The organism is Raoultibacter timonensis, assembly GCF_900240215.1.
In the GTDB taxonomy this organism is placed as follows: Bacteria; Actinomycetota; Coriobacteriia; order Coriobacteriales; family Eggerthellaceae; genus Raoultibacter; species Raoultibacter timonensis.
On the sequence record NZ_LT964679.1, the window covers coordinates 2,803,082 to 2,821,197 of the forward strand.

At 58.2% G+C, this 18,116-nt stretch carries 14 protein-coding genes; 4 read left to right on the top strand and 10 right to left on the bottom strand.

Going from position 1 to position 18,116, the window contains the following annotated elements; all coding sequences use genetic code 11:
• Window positions 1-269 precede the first annotated feature (269 nt).
• Window positions 270-1,673: a sodium-dependent transporter gene (locus tag C1722_RS11935; RefSeq protein ID WP_102379433.1), complete on the top strand. Its 1,404-nt coding sequence runs from the start codon at window positions 270-272 to the stop codon at window positions 1,671-1,673.
• 58 nt (window positions 1,674-1,731) lie between these two features.
• Here the strand turns inward: C1722_RS11935 and C1722_RS11940 are convergent, their stop codons facing one another.
• Window positions 1,732-2,625, bottom strand: a complete 894-nt coding sequence (locus C1722_RS11940; RefSeq protein WP_102379654.1) for a LysR family transcriptional regulator — start codon at window positions 2,623-2,625, stop codon at window positions 1,732-1,734.
• Window positions 2,626-2,822: 197 nt separating this feature from the next.
• Between C1722_RS11940 and C1722_RS11945 the strand changes: the two genes are divergently transcribed.
• On the top strand, window positions 2,823-3,815 hold the full coding sequence (locus tag C1722_RS11945) for a TDT family transporter (protein WP_102379434.1): 993 nt from the start codon (window positions 2,823-2,825) through the stop codon (window positions 3,813-3,815).
• Window positions 3,816-3,899: 84 nt separating this feature from the next.
• On the opposite strand, the gene rsgA is transcribed toward C1722_RS11945, so the two are convergent.
• The 9 genes from rsgA to C1722_RS17005 all read right to left on the bottom strand — a co-directional run bounded on the left by rsgA (window position 3,900) and on the right by C1722_RS17005 (window position 15,546).
• The gene (gene rsgA, locus C1722_RS11950; protein WP_102379435.1) at window positions 3,900-4,871 is read right to left on the bottom strand and encodes a ribosome small subunit-dependent GTPase A; all 972 of its coding nucleotides are present in this window, start codon (window positions 4,869-4,871) and stop codon (window positions 3,900-3,902) included.
• Complete coding sequence (locus C1722_RS11955; RefSeq protein ID WP_244902541.1) at window positions 4,872-5,531, bottom strand: hydrolase; 660 nt, start codon at window positions 5,529-5,531, stop codon at window positions 4,872-4,874.
• Window positions 5,528-7,057, bottom strand: coding sequence for a TrkH family potassium uptake protein (locus C1722_RS11960; RefSeq protein WP_102379656.1), 1,530 nt, complete (start codon window positions 7,055-7,057; stop codon window positions 5,528-5,530). The genes C1722_RS11955 and C1722_RS11960 overlap by 4 nt, the downstream gene beginning before the upstream one ends.
• Window positions 7,058-7,411: 354 nt before the next feature.
• The gene (clpB, locus tag C1722_RS11965) at window positions 7,412-10,042 is read right to left on the bottom strand and encodes an ATP-dependent chaperone ClpB (protein ID WP_102379436.1); all 2,631 of its coding nucleotides are present in this window, start codon (window positions 10,040-10,042) and stop codon (window positions 7,412-7,414) included.
• A 61-nt stretch (window positions 10,043-10,103) separates the two neighbouring features.
• Window positions 10,104-10,487: a heat shock protein transcriptional repressor HspR gene (locus tag C1722_RS11970; RefSeq protein ID WP_102379437.1), complete on the bottom strand. Its 384-nt coding sequence runs from the start codon at window positions 10,485-10,487 to the stop codon at window positions 10,104-10,106.
• A 4-nt stretch (window positions 10,488-10,491) separates the two neighbouring features.
• A complete protein-coding gene (locus C1722_RS11975; protein ID WP_102379438.1) occupies window positions 10,492-11,442 on the bottom strand; it encodes a DnaJ C-terminal domain-containing protein in 951 nt (316 codons plus the stop codon).
• A 103-nt stretch (window positions 11,443-11,545) separates the two neighbouring features.
• On the bottom strand, window positions 11,546-12,292 hold the full coding sequence (locus C1722_RS11980) for a nucleotide exchange factor GrpE (protein WP_102379439.1): 747 nt from the start codon (window positions 12,290-12,292) through the stop codon (window positions 11,546-11,548).
• A 2-nt stretch (window positions 12,293-12,294) separates the two neighbouring features.
• On the bottom strand, window positions 12,295-14,199 hold the full coding sequence (gene dnaK, locus C1722_RS11985) for a molecular chaperone DnaK (RefSeq protein WP_102379440.1): 1,905 nt from the start codon (window positions 14,197-14,199) through the stop codon (window positions 12,295-12,297).
• 423 nt (window positions 14,200-14,622) lie between these two features.
• Window positions 14,623-15,546 (bottom strand): helix-turn-helix transcriptional regulator, encoded by a 924-nt coding sequence (locus tag C1722_RS17005; RefSeq protein WP_180995187.1) that lies wholly within the window; start codon window positions 15,544-15,546, stop codon window positions 14,623-14,625.
• Window positions 15,547-15,679: 133 nt separating this feature from the next.
• On the opposite strand from C1722_RS17005, the gene C1722_RS17010 reads away from it, so the two are divergent.
• A complete protein-coding gene (locus C1722_RS17010) occupies window positions 15,680-16,018 on the top strand; it encodes a hypothetical protein (RefSeq protein WP_180995188.1) in 339 nt (112 codons plus the stop codon).
• A gap of 294 nt (window positions 16,019-16,312) precedes the next feature.
• Window positions 16,313-17,956, top strand: coding sequence for an FAD-dependent oxidoreductase (locus tag C1722_RS11995; protein WP_102379442.1), 1,644 nt, complete (start codon window positions 16,313-16,315; stop codon window positions 17,954-17,956).
• Window positions 17,957-18,116 lie beyond the last annotated feature (160 nt).

Here is an 18,116-nt window from a genome sequence, read left to right on the forward strand (position 1 = left end):
CAACGGGCACGCGCTATTCGTGTGCCCGTTTTCTTATGCGTTCACGGGCATCGGAAAAGCAAACCACTTCGCACCAAAGAACCGTGCAGTAGCCATGCCCACCGCAGGCAAACGCGTACGCAGCCGCTTTCCCCGCACTTGCCGCCAACCTGTTCTCACCGCCAGATAAATACGGTAAAGTAGCTCCGTGCTTTTTGCGAGCCGCATGGCAACGTGCAGGGCACCACAGGAAGGGCGCCGTTGCAGGCGGCACGATACGGGAGCGTGGCATGGAACAACGTGAGCGATTCGCAAGCAGACTCGGCTTTCTGCTCATCAGCGCGGGATGCGCCATCGGGCTCGGAAACGTCTGGCGGTTTCCCTACATAACCGGCGAATACGGCGGGGCCGCCTTCGTTTTGCTGTACCTCGTGTTCCTCGTCATCCTTGGCCTGCCGGTCATGATCATGGAGTTCGCCGTCGGCCGCGCAAGTCAGAAAAGCTGCGCCAAGAGCTTCGATAAGCTCGAACCTGCGGGGACGAAGTGGCACTGGTACAAGTGGCTCGGGTTCGGCGGCTGCTATCTGCTCATGATGTTCTACACCACCGTCGGCGGATGGATGCTCGCCTATGTGGTGAAGATGGCGACCGGTGAATTCAACGGACTGTCGAGCGAGCAGGTGGGCGGTGTGTTCTCGGGCATGCTCGCTGATCCCGTCGGGCTCATCGGTTGGCTGCTCGTCGTCACGCTCATCGGGTTCTTCGTATGCAGCCTCGGCCTGCAAAAGGGCGTTGAACGGGTTACCAAAGCCATGATGGCCTGCCTCTTCGTTATCATGGCCGTACTGTGCGTCCGCAGCGTCACGCTCGAGGGCGGCGGCGAGGGGCTCGCCTTCTATCTCATCCCCGATTTCTCCCGCCTGTTCGCAGGCGCAACCACGGCAGAACAGCTGGCAACGTTCGGCGAGGCCGTCTACGCGGCAATGGGCCAGGCGTTCTTCACGCTCTCGCTCGGCATTTCCGCCATGGCCATATTCGGCAGCTACATCGGAAAAGACCGCCGCCTTACCGGGGAAGCCCTGAGCGTCGGCGTGCTCGATACGCTTGTCGCGCTTATGGCGGGACTCATCATATTCCCTGCCTGCTTTGCGTTCGGTGTGAATCCGGGCGAAGGCCCGAGCCTCGTGTTCGTCACCTTGCCGAGCGTATTCGAGCAGATGTGGATGGGTCAGCTTTGGGGGACGCTGTTCTTCTTGTTCATGAGCTTCGCCGCCCTCTCGACCATCATTGCCGTGTTCGAGAACCTCTTGAGCTTCTCGATGGATTTATGGGGTTGGTCGCGCAAAAAGGCGGTGCTCGTCAACGGGGCGGCCGTTATCGCCCTCTCGCTACCCTGCGCCCTCGGATTCAATGTGCTGTCGGGCGCAACGGTACCCGGCATCGGAGACATCCAATCCCTCGAAGACTTCATCGTTTCGAACAATATCCTACCTATCGGCAGCTTGATATACGTGTTGTTCTGCACGAGCCGCCGCGGATGGGGCTGGAAGAACTTTATCGCCGAAGCCGATACGGGCAAAGGCATCGGTTTTCCGAAATGGACGTACCTCTGGGTGAAGTTCGGCATCCCGGTGCTCATCGTGGTGATCCTCATCATGGGATACATCCCCAAATTCCAAATCTGGTTCGGCTAGCCGTATCGAACGCAAGTATCGAGCGCAGGCAGGAACAGGCGGCCGCTTTAAAGACCGCTTACACCTCGCCTGCGCAGACGGCGAGTTCGTGGACAAGCCCCCTGAACTCCCTTTCGAACAGGCTTCCCCTCAGCCATATGAACGTCATATCGTGCTCGATAGCCGGGCCGTCAAGCTCGATTGCCCGCAGCGTGCCCGCAGTGCATTCCGCCCGTACGGCCGATTCATACAGAAATGCGATGCCGTAGCCGCTTTCGACCAGTGCCTTTATGATGCTGATACTCGTAACCTCGGTTGTGCGGGCGAACCCATCGAGTGAGAGATTGCGCGCCGCAAGCGCATGTTCGAGAACTGCGCGCGTACCCGATCCGGGCTCCCTCACGATAAGATGCTCCCCAAGCAAGCCTTCCAACCGTTGCGGTTCTTCAGCGAGGCGGCAGCCCGGCGCGCATACCGCTACAAGCTGTTCGGTGCAATACACCTCCCAATCGTAGTACCCCTTATCGAAGAACCCCTCAACGAGAGCGCAATCGAGAACGCCCTCGTGCAGCAAGGCGAGAAGATCATCCGTTCCCGAAGCAACGACCTTCACCTGCAAGTCGGACCGTTGCTGGAGGAAGCGGGCAAGCGGACGGGCGATAACGTATTCGCCGGCGGTCATCGTCGCGCCGAAGCCGATCGTTCTCCGCTTTCCCGACAGGGCGGCTATGCGCTCCTTCACCAGCCGCTCGTCATGCGCCATAACCGTTAAGGCGTCGCGGAGCACCTCGCCCGCTTCGGTAAGCGAGAGCCGACGGTTGCTGTACGAGAACAGCTTCGTCCCGTATACGGCTTCGAGATGGGATATATGCTGCGATACGGCGGGCTGCGTTATGTTGAGCCTTTGTGCGGTCCGTGTGTAACTGAGCGTATCGCATACGTCGAGAAAGGTCTCTGTCCTAAAATCCTGCATGATATCCACCTCGCTGTTTGCACCGATATACCCAGAACCTTGCCGATATCGCTCCGATTATATCAATGCCGATATCGATACATAATTTTTAATTATAGCAACATAATAATTAATAAGTTTTATTATTGCCAGGGCAGTGCGACAATACCGATCAGTTTCAACACAGTGCACCGCACAAGCCGGGTTAGGAGAAAACCGTGAAGGGCATCATTCAGAAAGTACCGATTCCAACCGCCGGTGTGGCATTGGGCCTTGCCGCCCTCGGTATCCTGCTTCAGCCGCTTTCGGAGGCGTTTCACATCATCGCCGGCGTGCTTTCGCTGATCATGGTTGCTTTCCTCGCTGCTAAGATCATCGTATTTCCCGCCATGATCAAAGAGGATCTGAAAAACCCCGTGTTCGCTGCGGTGAGCGCCACCCTCTTCATGACCACCATGCAGCTTGCAACCTATCTGGCGCCCGTGGCTTTCGGTGCGGCTTTCGTTATCTGGATTGCGGCGGTTGTCGGTCACTTCTGCCTCATGGCGTGGTTCACGTTCTCTTTCACCATGCGGTTCGATCTCAAACAGGTCTTCCCCACCCACTTCATCGCGTATGTGGGCATCATCGTCGCATCGCTCACCTCGCCGACGTTCGGCATGCAGGCCGCAGGCGTTGCCATCTTCTGGTTCGGCTTCGCCTGCTATCTCGCACTGCTCGTCGTCGTAGGCCTGCGCTACCTCAAACATGAAGTACCCGAGCCTTCAAAGCCCCTCTTCTGCATCTACGCAGCACCGATGAGCCTTTCGCTTGCCGGATACCTCGCAGTCACAGCCGAGCCCAACGCCATCATGGTGGGCCTCATGGCCGTTTTGGCGCAGCTGTTCCTCGTGCTCGTCTTGACCCAGCTTCCGAAGCTGCTGAAAATCAAGTTCTATCCGAGCTATGCAGCTATGACCTTCCCCTTCGTTATCTCGGCATCCGCGCTGCTCAAAGCGATTACCTTCTTCGAGGGACTCGGATTCGGCGGCCCTGCGTTCTTCGCCGCCCACGTGCTCGCTTCGGCGGAAACCATCCTGGCTACGATAATGGTTCTCTACGTCTTGGGTCACTACCTGCGGTTTTTCTTCCGCCGCATCGAAGGCAAGTCCACCGAGCCGACTCTCACCTCAGCAGAGATCGCCCGCTTTGCCGAAGAGATCGAAGGCTGAAGCCCGCCGGTCAGCTGCGCTGCGTTTCGAAACACGCGCATCCGACCGCTTGCCCTTTCGCCTTCGAAGACCATCGGCAACGCATCATCCCCGACGACGGGGGTGGCCCCTGCGCGATCGGATGCGTTCGGCCTCTTCGCGGCGTTCTTTGATCTCCGCAGTCTCGCTGCGCAAGGCATGGTAGGAGTCGAGCCTGCTCTGAGCAAGATCCCCGTCTTGCACGGCACGGCGCACGGCGCATCCCGGCTCTCCCTTATGATGGCAATCTCGAAACTTGCACTTCTCGGCAAGCTCTTCGATATCGGAGAACGCAGCCTCGATCCCGCTTTCGGCATCCCAAAGGCCGAGACCCCTCACCCCGGGCATATCGACCACGCGGCCGCCGCCCGGTATTTCGATCATCTCGCGGCTCACCGTGGTGTGGCGGCCCTTGCCATCGACCTCACGCACTTCGGCGGTTTCCTGCACATGATCGCCTACAAGAAGGTTCACTAGGCTTGACTTGCCAACCCCGCTTTTTCCGATGAGCACCGTGGTAGTGCCGGGGGCAACGAGCGAGCGCACCGATTCGATGCTCCCCGGTTCCCCGGCAGAAACAACGAGCACCTCGTCGTCGGGACCGACCAAATCGTTCACTTCGCCGGCTATCCGCTCGATATCGCTGTCGCTTTCGGCCAGATCGGCTTTCGTGAGAATTACGGCGACGGACGCGCCCGTTTCGTGGGCGAGCACGAGCTCGCGTTCGAGGCGGCGCATGTTCACATCGGCAAGGGGTTGGGCGATGATCACCCGATCGAAGTTGGCGGCAAGCACCTGCGGCAGCGCGCGCTCGGTCGGATCCTTGCGCACGAACTCCGTTTTCCGCGGCAGTATTTCGGAAATGATCGCCTTGTCGTGTCCGCGGGGAACGTCGAGCAAAACCCTGTCCCCGATAACCGCACGCACTTTCTCGCCTTTGACCAAAGCCGTCGCGTGCTTGCAGCGAAGCTCTTCGCCGGTCTCCGTTTTAACGAGCGGAAAACCCCTGTCGAGTTTGACGACCTGGCCTTCGAGCACCTAGCGCCGCCTTTCGCGCAACCAATAGAACACGCCGGTCAGCACCAACCCCACTACGACGACGATTGCGCCGGGGACGAACGCATCGGGATCGAACGACTCCTCATGATACTTGCTCTTCTCGACCACGCTCACATGCTCGGCATGCAGATCGGTCAAGCCGCTGTGCTCGGGACAGACGAGGTAGAATGTACCGCGAACCTGCAGCATCGTTCCCGTCGTTCCGTATTTTCCGAAAGCGTCGATCCGCTCGGCTTGCTCGTTGGTCATGAACACCGAAATGGATGCGTTCGAATCGACATCGCGCGACATGAGCGTAATCCATCGATGATTCGGATCGCCCTCGACGGCAATCGAATCCCCCACCGCCTCGCCCACTACCTGAACGGTCTGCTTATCGTAATACGAATCGGCCGAACTCAGATCCTTGATGCTCGTATCGAAGATGAAGGAGCTGTCGGGAAGCTGCTGCGTGTTGACCTCGTTATCGCCCTCGTCTTCAGCGAACGCCTCACCAGGATGCGCTCCCAAAGCGAGCACGAGCGCCCCGGCGAGAAACAGGGCGGCGAGAACGCAGCGCAGCGGTGCCCGCCGGTCGAAGCCGGAACCCGAAACGGCGCTCGGACGAGCATCGTCGCATGAGGTCTCGAACGGCATCATGAGAGGCTTCCCCCCTTGATCCTGCGACGGGGTTTGAACGATACGACGATCTCAACGATGAGCGCGAGCAGCGTTACGAACTCGAGACGGCCCGCCCACATCTGGAAGATGTAGACGATCTCGAGCGCCTTGGGCATATCGGGCCCGACAATGCCCGACGTGACGCCGGCGTTGCTCGTCATGGCCACCGATTCGAAAATGGCCTGCGTCGCATCGTAGCTGTACGCGATGCCGACAAGGGCGCCGACCGCATAGGTGATGATGTAGAGCGTGAACACGGTCATTGCGTTTTTAGCCAGCTCGGGCGATATGAGCCTGCGCCCGATATGGTTGTAGTCGACCACGACGCGCGCCGAATCGGGTGCGAGCGCCTCCTTGATGGTAACCACAATCGATTTGGCGATAACGCCGATGCGCTGGAACTTGATACCGCCTGCCGTGCTGCCCGAGCTGCCGCCGACGGCCATAACGACCGCAATGACGAGAAAGGCCCCCGACGAGAACACCGTCGTGAGCTGATTCGCCGTAATATTTTGGAATCCCGTCGTAGAAAACGCCGAAATGACCATGAACAGGCCGCGACGGAGCATCGCCCCCAGATCGGAGAACGAAGCGGTTGCGGTTAGCGCGGCGGCGAGCACAAGCGTCATGACCGACAGCCAGATGACCATCGTGCGAATCTCCAGATCGCGGAAGAACGCCGCCGTCCGACCGCGCAAGATTTCGGTATAGAGCACGAAATTGATGGTGCCGATGATCATAAGGACCATGAGCACCACCTCGACGCCAAGCGAGTGATAGTACAGAACGCTCTCGCCCATTGGAGCGAATCCTCCAGTCGTGAAGCCCGAGATAGCGAGCCAAAGGCTCTGAGAAACGGCGCGAAGCGGCTCCATGCCGAGGAACAAGCACAGAATCGTGAGGATGCCCGTCGCCGCCATGATCACGGCAAGCGAAATCTTCGCGATGATCTGCGTGGTTTGCACGACGTTGGGAACCACGTGCTCGCTGCGGCCTTCCGACGAATACAGGCTCGCGCCGGCGCGTTTGCCGAACAGTCCAAACGACATGGCTACGACGATAAGGCCCAAACCGCCGATGTAGTGCATGACGAACCGCCAGGTATTGTCGGCAACCGACAAATGATTGAGATCCTGCACGACCGTCGCCCCCGTGGTCGTAACGCCCGAAACGCTTTCGAAGAACGCGTCGAGGGGGTTGGCGTAGTGGCCCGACAGGTGCAACGGTATCGCCGCCACGAGAGCGATCACGATCCAAGCGAGACCCGTAACCGCAAGCGCCTGCTGCCGGTTCAACCGACCGGGTTCGATACGCAAGAAGCGCAAGCCGCTTCCCACGATCAGGGCAATACCGATCGACAGCAGATAGTGGCTCGCCGGCTTCCATTCGCCGCAAGCGATGGCGACCACGAAGGGAACCAGGAAGGCGAATGAGAAGAACAGGATCAGAACACCGAGATAATGCCCGATCACCCGCACATCATGTAATGTGAAACGTTGCCACATATTCTGTATCTGCACAAAGCCCGCATTCGCGGCCCGCAGTTAATCCCTTCTACCGCTACCGAAAATCGCTATCCGAGCACAATACGTGTTAAAACGATAAGGACGCAAAGAAACAGCAGGAACGCCAGTATGCTTGCCAGCAACACGCCAAACCCCAAAATAGGGGTTTTGATGCTCCGCTCGATCTTTCGGGTCCGTTTTCGCATGAGGGTATTCTAGTACAAGTGCACGCGATGTGCGGTTTTGTGAAAAAACAACAGGACGGGAAGCTTTCGTTTCCCGTCCTGAAATACGAACAAATGTTTCACGTGAAACATGGTTCCGCGTTAGGCGGTGCCATCGTAGCGGCAGCCGTTACTCTGCGAGCGCGGTTTGCACCACTTCGGAGCTGTAGTTGCCGTCGCGGTCGATATCGATGACAACCGTCGATCCGTCGGGCAGCTGACCTGCAACGATCTTCTCGGCAACCGCATCTACGACCACTTTCTGGATGAGTCGCTTCAACGGACGAGCGCCGAAGATCGGATCGTAACCGTCAATCGACAAACGCTCCATTGCCGCTGGGCGCACATCGAGTTCGATGCGGCGCTCGGCCAGACGGTCGCGAACCTCTTCGAGCTGCAGATCCACGATCGGCTCGATGTTGCCCATGGTGAGCGCGTTGAACACCACCGTATCGTCGATGCGGTTGAGGAATTCAGGGCGGAACGTCGCCCGCAACGACCCCTCGATCGCCTGGTTCATGGCCTTCTCGTCGCCGTGCTCGGCGAACTCGCGAATGAACTGAGAGCCCACGTTGCTCGTCATGATGACGATCGCGTTCTTGAAGCTGACCACGCGACCTTGACCATCGGTCAGGCGACCGTCGTCAAGCACCTGCAGAAGGATGTTGAATACGTCCGGATGCGCCTTCTCGATTTCATCGAGAAGGATGACCGAATAGGGCTTGCGGCGCACCGCTTCGGTGAGCTGACCGCCTTCGTCGTATCCGACGTACCCGGGAGGCGCCCCGATAAGGCGCTGCACGCTGAACTTCTCCATGTACTCGCTCATGTCGATGCGAATCATGGCCTTCTCGCTATCGAACAGGTACTCGGCAAGCGCCTTGGCAAGCTCGGTTTTGCCCACACCCGTCGGCCCGAGGAACAAAAAGCTTCCGATGGGCTTGTTGGGGTCGGACAATCCCGCACGGTTGCGCCTGATAGCTCCCGCCACCGAAGACACGGCCTCGTCCTGACCGACCACGCGTTCGTGCAACTTCTCTTCCAGATCGACGAGCTTGGCCATTTCGCCCTGCATCATCTTGGATACGGGGATGCCGGTCCAGGTGGACACCACTTCGGCGATCTCTTCGCTCGAAACCTCCTCTTTGAGGATCGCGCCCATCTGCTGACGTACGTTGAGCATCTCTTCAGCTTCGTGCAGCATGCGCTGCAGCTCGGGAATGCGGGCGTAACGCAGCTCGGAGGCCTTCGACAGATCGCCCTCGCGCGTGGCGCGCTCCTCTTCGAGCTGGGCGCCCTCGAGGTCGGCTTTGAGGTTCTGCACGTTGACGATCGCGTCTTTCTCGTTCTGCCATTCGGCTTTGCGCTTGTCGAGCGCTTCACGGGCCGTCGCAATGTCCTGGCGCAGCGCCTCGAGGCGCTCCTTGCTCGGCTGGTCCTCTTCCTTCATGAGGGCCTGCTCCTCGATCTGCATCTGCGTAAGCTTGCGCTCGGCCGCATCCACCTCTTCGGGCATGGAGTCGATCTCGATGCGCAGACGGCTCGCCGCCTCGTCCATGAGGTCGATCGCTTTGTCGGGCAGGAAGCGGTCGGAAATGTAGCGATTCGAAAGCTCGGCCGCTGCGACGAGCGCCGAATCGGTGATGCGCACGCCGTGATGGATCTCGTACTTCTCTTTCAGGCCGCGCAGAATGGCAATCGTATCCTCTACGGTGGGCTCGCCCACGAGCACCGGCTGGAAACGTCGCTCGAGCGCCGCGTCTTTCTCGATATATTTACGATACTCGTCCAAGGTGGTGGCACCGATGGCATGGAGCTCGCCGCGCGCAAGCGCGGGCTTGAGCATGTTGCCGGCATCCATCGAGCTATCGCCCGTCGAACCTGCACCCACGATGGTATGGAGTTCGTCGATGAACAGGATGATCTGACCGTCTGAATCCTTGACCTCGCGCAGCACCGCCTTCAAGCGGTCCTCGAACTCGCCGCGGTACTTTGCACCGGCGATCATGGCGGGCAGATCGAGCATGACGATATCGCGATCCTGCAGCGACGAGGGTACGTCGCCCGCGACGATGCGCTGCGCCAAACCCTCGACGATCGCGGTCTTGCCCGTGCCGGGCTCGCCGATGAGCACCGGGTTGTTCTTCGTACGGCGCGACAGCACCTGGATGGTGCGACGGATCTCGTCGGCACGGCCGATGACCGGGTCGAGCTTGCCTTCGCGCGCCATCTGCGTAAGGTTCTGGCCGTACTGCTCAAGTGCCTCGAACTGGGTCTTGGCGGCTTGATCGGTCACGCGCGTATCGCCGCGCAGCTCTTCGTATGCGGCTTCGATGTTCTTGCGCGTCACGCCTGCCACCGAGAGAATTTTGCCCGCCGCGCCCTTGTCTTCGGAAAGCGCAATGAGCAGGTGCTCGCTTGTAGCGTAGCTGTCGCCGAGCTTTTCGGCGATCTTCACGGCACGGTCGATCAGATTCATGAGATCGGGGCCGGGAATGCCGCTCATCATCATCATCGTGTTGTTGCTGCTCACCTTCGGCATGCGCTCGATCTCCGCATCGACGTTTGCGAGCAGTTGGAACGGCTCGGCACCGATGCGCTTGATGATGGCCGAAAGGTTGTTCTCTTTCGATTCGAGCAGAGCTTTCAGCATGTGAATCGGCTCTGCCTGAGAAGCTTCTGATTCGGAGGCTATGGCAATGGTCTGCTGCAGCGCCTCCTGTGCGGTAATGGCCAGTTTATTGAGATTGCCCATATTCATATGGCGTTCCTCCTTCGCTTTTGTCCAATGGCAAAAGCCATGAGTTGTGATGGTTGAATTCCTAGGGGAGCCTGCGCAGGGCGAGCGATCCCGGCTCCGTCCGAACCAGCGAGTTCACGCTTTCCCGCGTCTCCAGCTCGTGAACGCGATCGGCAAGGCGCCGTACCTTCTTGTGCAGATCGTCGAGTTCCGAATCGCGCTCCTCCAGCCTTCCCTGAAGGTCGAGGATGCGAATGACGCCCGCAAGGTTGATGCCCTCGCCGGTCAGCTCGTTGATGAGTTCGAGTCGCTCGATATCGGCCTGCGAATACATCCTGGTGTTGCCGCTCGTACGCTGCGGGGTCACCAGACCCTTCTGCTCGTAGGTGCGCAGCGTTTGGGGATGAACCCCTGCGAGCTCTGCAGCCACGCTTATCATGTAGAGCGGTCTGTTCCTGTCGGTCATCGCACTACCAACTCCTGATATCGTCCTTCGTTGCAGCCAGGAAATCTTCCATGGCCTGTTTCTGTTCGTCGTTCATGGTCTTCGGAATTACAACGTTGACTTTGATCTTAAGATCGCCGCTGCCTTCGCCTTTCACCTTCGGAGCGCCTTTGCCCTTGATGGTGAGAACGGTTCCGTCCTGCGTTCCAGCCGGAACCTTCACGCGAACCTTCGTGCCATCGGGCGCAGGAACGACGATGCTCGCGCCAAGCGACGCCTCGGCAACCGTAACCGGCAGCGCCACGTACACATCGGCGCCTTCGCGCGAATAGTACGGGTGAGGCTCGATCTTGGTGGTGATGAGCAGATCTCCGCTCGTACCGCCGTTTTCGCCGAGGCCGCCCTTTCCCTTAAAGCGCAACCGGCCGCCGTCGACGGCTCCTGCGGGAACCTTCACCGTGAGCGTCTCTTTGTCGGTCTTACCCGGAACGCGTACGCTCACACGTTTTTCCGTGCCCTTGAAGGCGTCGTCGAAGCTCACGGCCAGCGTCACATTCATATCCTGGCCGCGCTGGGGCCTCGGTTGGCCTTGGCCGCCGAAGCCTCCGAATCCGCCCAGATCGCCGAAATCCCAATTGGTTCCGAACGCTCCTTCTCCACGGCGGATGCTCTCGAGAATATCGGACCAACCCCCGAAGCCCTCGCCGCCGAACGGATTGCCTCCCTGGGCACCCGTCCATCCTTGCGGAATATGGTTCTCGTTGGCCGTTCCGTACTGATCGTACAGGTCGCGCTTCTTTTCGTCGCTCAGAACCTCGTACGCTTCGTTGATTTCCTTGAATTTCGTCTCGTCGCCGCCCGCATCGGGATGATGCGTACGTGCGAGCTTGCGGTAGGCCTTCTTGATCTCGTCGGCCGTTGCGTTCCGTGGAACGCCCAGCGTCTTATAGTAATCCGGTGTCGTCGTTGTCGCCATGCGTCCACCTCGCTTTCATGTTTCTTCGCCGCTTTCGGCGGCGTGTGAATGATTCGGATAAGAAGCAGAAGCGGGCCTTTCCCGCCCGCTTGCTGCCCCATGCTTACTTCTTGTCTTCAGTCTCTTTCGGAACTTCGCGTTTTGGCCCGCCGGTCGTTACCGTTACCATAGCTGGCCTGAGCACCTTGTTGCCCATTTTGTAGCCCTTCTGATACACATCGGCTACGGTTTCGTCAGGCACCGATGCATCGTCGACCGTCGCAACCGCTTGGGCCTCAAGCGCGTCGAACGCCTCGCCTTTCGGATCGATGATCTGAACGCCGTCGCGCTTCAACGCATCGACGAGCTTGGTATGCACCGCCTCAACGCCGCCGAGCAGGCCGGCTTCGCCGTTCTTCTGCGCGTAGTCTATCGTACGCTCGAAATCGTCGATGACGGGAAGCAGGCTTTCAACAAGCTTCTCGGTTGCGCGCGCTTTTTCTTCTGCGCGCTGCTCGGTCGTGCGCCTCCGGTAGGTATCCCATTCGGCGTGCAGGCGAACGAACTTATCCTGCCACTCGGCTGCCTCCGCTTTCGCCTTGGCCACCAGCTCCGATTCGATCGTCGCTTCGGCTCCGTCGCCTTCGGGATCGAGCACTTCGGCCTCAACTGCTTGCGTATCGGCAGCGCCATCCGTCTCGGCTGACGCTTTCCCGTCCGCGGCCGGCTCTTGCGAGTCGGCCGCCTGACGGGTTTCGTCGTTGGCAGCGGCCCCACGGGGTGAGGGGGATGAGGGGGGGATGGGACCGCTGCCCGGGTTTGTTGTTGGGCGGGAAGTTCCTACGACCTTGTCCTTATCGGGCACAGCCATGATTACTTCCCTTCTTTGTCGTCTTCTACAACCTCGTAGTCGGCTTCGATGGTATCGTCGGCCGGAGTCGACTCTGCGGCGGTTGCCGCGTCTCCCGCCTCGGCACCCTGAGTGGAGTACACCACTTCGGCGAGCTTGTAGCCAGCGGCCTGCATCTTCTCGGTCGCCGCTTTGATGGCGTCCACATCGGATCCGCCCAGTGCGTCTTTCGCCTCGGCGATAGCTTCCTCGGCCTGCTTCTTCACGTCCTCGGGGGCCTTGTCGCCCACCTCGGCGAGCGTCTGCTCGGTCGCGTTTACGAGCGCATCGGCGTTGTTGCGAATCTCGACTTCTTCCTTGCGACGCTTATCCTCTTCGGCATGCGCCTCGGCGTCCTTCACCATGCGATCGACTTCGTCATCGTTCAGCGCGGTCGAACCCGAGATGGTGATCTGCTGCTGCTTGCCGGTGCCGAGATCCTTAGCCGACACGTTCACGATGCCGTTGGCATCGATGTCGAACGTAACCTCGATTTGCGGAACGCCGCGGCGCGCCGCCGGGATGCCGGTGAGCTGGAACTTGCCGAGCGTCTTATTGCCGGAAGCCATCTCGCGCTCGCCCTGAAGGACGTGCACCTCGACGGAGGTCTGGTTGTCAGCCGCAGTCGAGTAGATCTCGGTCTTGCGGGTCGGGATCGTGGTGTTGCGCTCGATCATCTTGGTCATGACGCCGCCCATGGTCTCAACGCCGAGCGACAGCGGGGTCACGTCGAGAAGCAGGATGCCCTCGACGTCGCCGGAAAGCACGCCGCCCTGAACGGCTGCGCCCATGGCAACGACCTCATCGGGGTTGACCGACATGTTCGGATCCTTGCCGGTCATCTGCTTCACGAGCTCCTGTACGGCAGGCATACGGGTGGAGCCGCCGACGAGGATGACCTCGTTGATATCGCCTTGCTTGAGGCCGGCGTCTTTGAGCGCCTGCTCGACGGGCTTCTTGCAGCGATCGAGCAGATCCTTGGTGATACGCTCGAACTCCGCGCGGGTCAGCGTGTAATCGAGGTGCTTCGGACCGGAAGCGTCAGCCGTGATGAAAGGCAGGTTGATGTTCGCCTGCGAGGTGGAGGAAAGCTCCATCTTCGCCTTCTCGGCAGCTTCCTTCAAGCGCTGCAGCGCCATTTTATCCTGACGCAGATCGATGCCGTTGTCGCTCTTGAACTTGTCGGCCATCCAATCGATGACGCGCTGATCCCAGTCGTCGCCGCCGAGGTGGTTGTCACCAGCCGTGGAACGGACCTCGAACACACCGTCGCCGAGTTCGAGCACCGACACGTCGAACGTGCCGCCGCCGAGGTCGAACACCAGGATCTGCTGATCCTTGTTGGTCTTATCGAGACCGTAGGCGAGCGCAGCCGCCGTCGGCTCGTTGATGATGCGAAGCACTTCGAGACCGGCGATCTTACCGGCGTCCTTGGTCGCCTGGCGCTGAGCGTCGTTGAAGTACGCGGGAACGGTGATGACCGCCTGGGTCACCGGGCCGCCGAGCTGCTTCTCGGCGTCGTTCTTGAGCTTTTGCAGGACCATGGCCGAAATCTCTTCGGGGGTATAATCCTTGCCCTCGATGTCGACGACGGCGCGACCGTCCTTGCCCTTCTGTACCTTATAGCTGACGGTCTTCTGCTCTTCCTGGGTTTCGTTGTACGAACGTCCGATGAAACGCTTGACCGATGAGATGGTGTTTTCCGGATTGGTGACCGCCTGGTTCTTGGCCGCCTTGCCGACGACGCGTTCGCCGTCTTTACGGAAACCCTCGACGGAGGGGGTAGTACGGTCGCCTTCGGCGTTGACGAGGATTTCGGGCTCGCTGCCCTCCATGACCGCCATCGCCGAATTAGTGGTTCCTAAGTCGATGCCGATGATCTTTGCCATTATTGCTTCCTCTCACTCTGAGTTTGCTGCCTTCGTAATGGTTTCTTACGTCTATTGCCTGGTTCTTTATTCTCTATACATGCAAAGGCTCGCATACGCGAACCTTTCCGATGAATGAAACTATATAATCTAAGTCTATAGTTGTCAAGTTTCTTGCCACATTAGATTTGAGAATTTCTCAACTGTAATCTTTACGTTACTTTCGTTAGTATTTCGCATAATGATTGAGTGCGAATCGCTGCGGCAATGAGCGCTCGTATCGTTCAGGCATCCTCAGCCCGATCGCTTGAACTTGGTTACACCTTATACTTTTAGGGAGCGCACGCAAGGAAGTTCACCGCTTTGTTGCCGTGCTAAAAGAGTTTCGTTGACTGCAGTGCGATCGAATCAATCGCATCCGGGCACACCGAGGCGCAACGGGGGTTACCGCTGCCGAAGTTCGTTTCCCCGCATGCTGTGAGCCAAGTCGATCAGCTCCTGCCGCGACGAAACGCCCGTTTTATCGTAAATATGACGGATATGGGTCTTCACGGTACTTTTCGACAAATACAGATCTTCGGAAATATACGGTCCGCTTCGCCCCAAAAGAAGCATTCCCAGAATCTCCTCTTCACGGGGCGTTAGCGAAAATCGTTTCGCGATCATTTCTCCAGCAAAACCCAGATCGGACACCCCTATGGCATCGGGTTGCTCACCTGTTGCCGCCGGAAAGAAAGCCTCCTGAGCAAGAAGGAAGAATATGAGAGCCAAAACAATGAACCCAATGGCTGGCGTTCCCACAATCACTGCATCCCGAAGGGGTTCGGGAACCTGGATCATCGGCTGCGGCACGGTCGTTTCGATGAACAGGGCCGCAACGCTCGATCCTGCGACCACGCTTGCTGAAAGGGAGAGAAGACATCGTCCGAACCGTTTCCTATCCCCTTGGGAAAAGCGCATTACCGCGCCAAGAAGAACAAACAACGTGGTCGAAATGGCTGCGCTGTCCAACAGAACAAACAGCATCCAGTTATTAGGCATATTCGGCAAACTGAAGTACATGAACGCAAGCGCTACCAAGAGCAAGCTTCCGAGAACGTAGGCGCTCTTGTTTTTTGCCAGCCTGCCAACCAGCACTAGTACGCCAACGATAGCAAGGCAAGTGACAAGCAGCGTGATCGCAGCGGGACTTGCAAACCCAATCGCCGTTTCGGTGTACGCTCCGGCAAACCGCGTTGATTTCGGATAGATGTTGTAGCAATACCCGAACAAAAACCCGCTGACTACGGTAAAAAACGCGAAAGCCCGATGGTCGAACATTCCACGTAGCTGACTGCGGGCAAGAGAACGAGCATAGGCGCTGAACAAAGCAGGCTTCCCCTTCCCCCAGCGAAGCAGCACGAAAACCATACCGGCCGATACAGCCGGGAGCACCCAGAGAATGGAGTTAGCGAATCCCCCCGAAGCTACCACCATATACAAAAGATACAACCCGATTCCTATGGCCAGCGAAAGCAAATACCATACGACTGCCGCCGCAAACGCCATGCCCGCGACGAACGCGATGAAAAACAAGCTTATCAGCGCCAAACCGGCACCGGAAAGACAGCCAACGATCATGGGAGCAAACCAGCCATGCAAACCGGAAAAAAACGGCAGAACAGGAAGCACCGACGCAGCGATTATTAACACCGCCCCGATCGCATACAGCTCCCGCTTCCGCTCGACCAACCTTTGCATGCCGAAAAGGGCTAGAACGACTGCCAAAGTGCCGAAGAAGCAGAGCGAACAGAATACCGTGGAAAGCGTTGCCGATCCAACCGATTGGTTTCCTTGGTAGAGGGCAGCTGAGAGGAATACGACAAAAACCCAAGCGAGTACGCAACCCGCAGGAACAGCCATCCTCGCCGAAGCTACCACAACCGTTTTACTCAGTTTTGCTGATGACTGATTTCCCACGGAAACCTCCTTGCCCACAGTGTAGCAAAGTCCTTCTTCGCTGCTGAAAGTATTTGAATATCGACCAAAAGGGATGACGGTTTTGAACCTTATGGTCGATGAACGTCGCTCCTGTCGAACCTAGCATGATTCCAGGTTCGAACAACGAACCAAACTGACACACGAGGGAGTGCATATGAAAACGATCAATAGGAGACAATTCATCACAACAGCAGGAATATCGGCTGCAGCACTTGGAGCATTCGGCCTCGCTGGTTGCTCCGGCTCGAACCCTGCCCCCGCATCAGCGAACTCCGGTGTTCCGGAATCTTGGGACGAAGAAGCGGACTTCGTCGTCCTCGGAACAGGAACCGCATTAACCGGGGCACTCAAAGCAGCTGCCGAAGGCATGTCTGTCATCGTCCTCGAGAAGGCGAAACTCATAGGCGGTACGACGGCTCTGTCCGGCGGACAGGTCTGGGTACCCTGCAACGACTATTCTACTGAGAAAGACGATAGATCCCTCGCCAAAACATACATGACCAAGGTCGCGGCAGGACTGTCGACGGAAGCCATCATAGATACGTATATCGACAGAGCTTCCGAAATGGTCAATTTCATAGCCGAGAAAACCGGTTGCGAATGGTCTGTCAGCCCTCGCATCGATTACCACGCGCAGTGGGAGGGAGCAAGCCGCGACATGCGCTCGCTTTCCTGCGTAATCGACGGCGTTCGATCGGGCGCCCATTTTACACAACCCGAAGCGGACGCCATCACCTCGATGGGTGGCAAGATCATGACGGAGACTCCCGCAAAACGACTCGTTTCGCGGCCAACCTCCAATGGGGAGCAGGAGGTCCTCGGAGTTATCGCCGAAGACTCTAAAGGCAACGAAATCGCCATCAAAGCGAATAAGGGCGTTCTGATAGGAACGGGCGGGTTCTCCTACAACGAAGACATGCTCAACGCGTACCATCCCATCCCCGTCAAAGGCTGCATGTGCGTACCAGAATCAACGGGGGACGGCATCCTCATGGCTCAGGCGGTTGGCGCAAATCTCACCATGATGCCATGGGGCTGGGGACAGGTTAATTTTAAAGCCCTCAGCGAGCAGTACTTCGAGGAGAAGGTTTGCTCCACCAAGGTATCTCTGTACGCTTATCAAACCAAACCAGGATCCATCTTCGTCAATCGCCAGGGCAAACGCTTCTGCGATGAAGCAGCCGACTACGATTCCCTCTGGTTCGGCTTTCAGGGGCAATCGACAACGGGGGATATGGAGCTCACCAATGTCCCCGCATGGTACATCTGCGATCATTCAGTGCGGGAATCACTCGCCGACCCCTCTAAAGGCGATATCTTTTTTGGAGTAGGACTCGATGGCGACCTTCCAGAATGGGGCTATACCGCCGACACCATTGAAGAACTGGCAGAAAAGATCGGTGTCGACGTCGACGGCCTAAAAGCACAGGTTGATAAATTCAATGCAGACGCCGAAGCCGGCACTGACACCGATTTCCATCGTGGGGAATCGGAATTCGAAAACTACAACATGATGAACAGCGGACCGACGCTTGGCGGATTGACCAAACCGCCTTTCTATGCTGCAGAGATTGTCCCCACCTATCAGGGCACCAAAGGCGGCATTCAGATAAACGAGAACGGCCAAGCAATCAGCACGACAGGAAACCCTATTTTGCGCCTTTATGCTTGCGGAAACACAACCGGATGCGGAACGCCGGGCAAGTACTACACCGGAGCAGGCGGAACAAACGGCCCTGGCATGGTCTTCGCCTACACAGCGGCAGAGCACGCTGCACAACTCGAGAATTGGTCCTAGTTCTGTTGAGCCCCTGCCTATACAGATAAACGCCCGAAAGACTCCTGCTGCAGTTTTCGCAAAATCCAAACTGTAGCAGGAGCAAATCAGAAACTATCTACCGCATAATGCAAAAGTCCCCAGCCGCTAATAGCGACCAGGGACTCACTGCAATCGATTG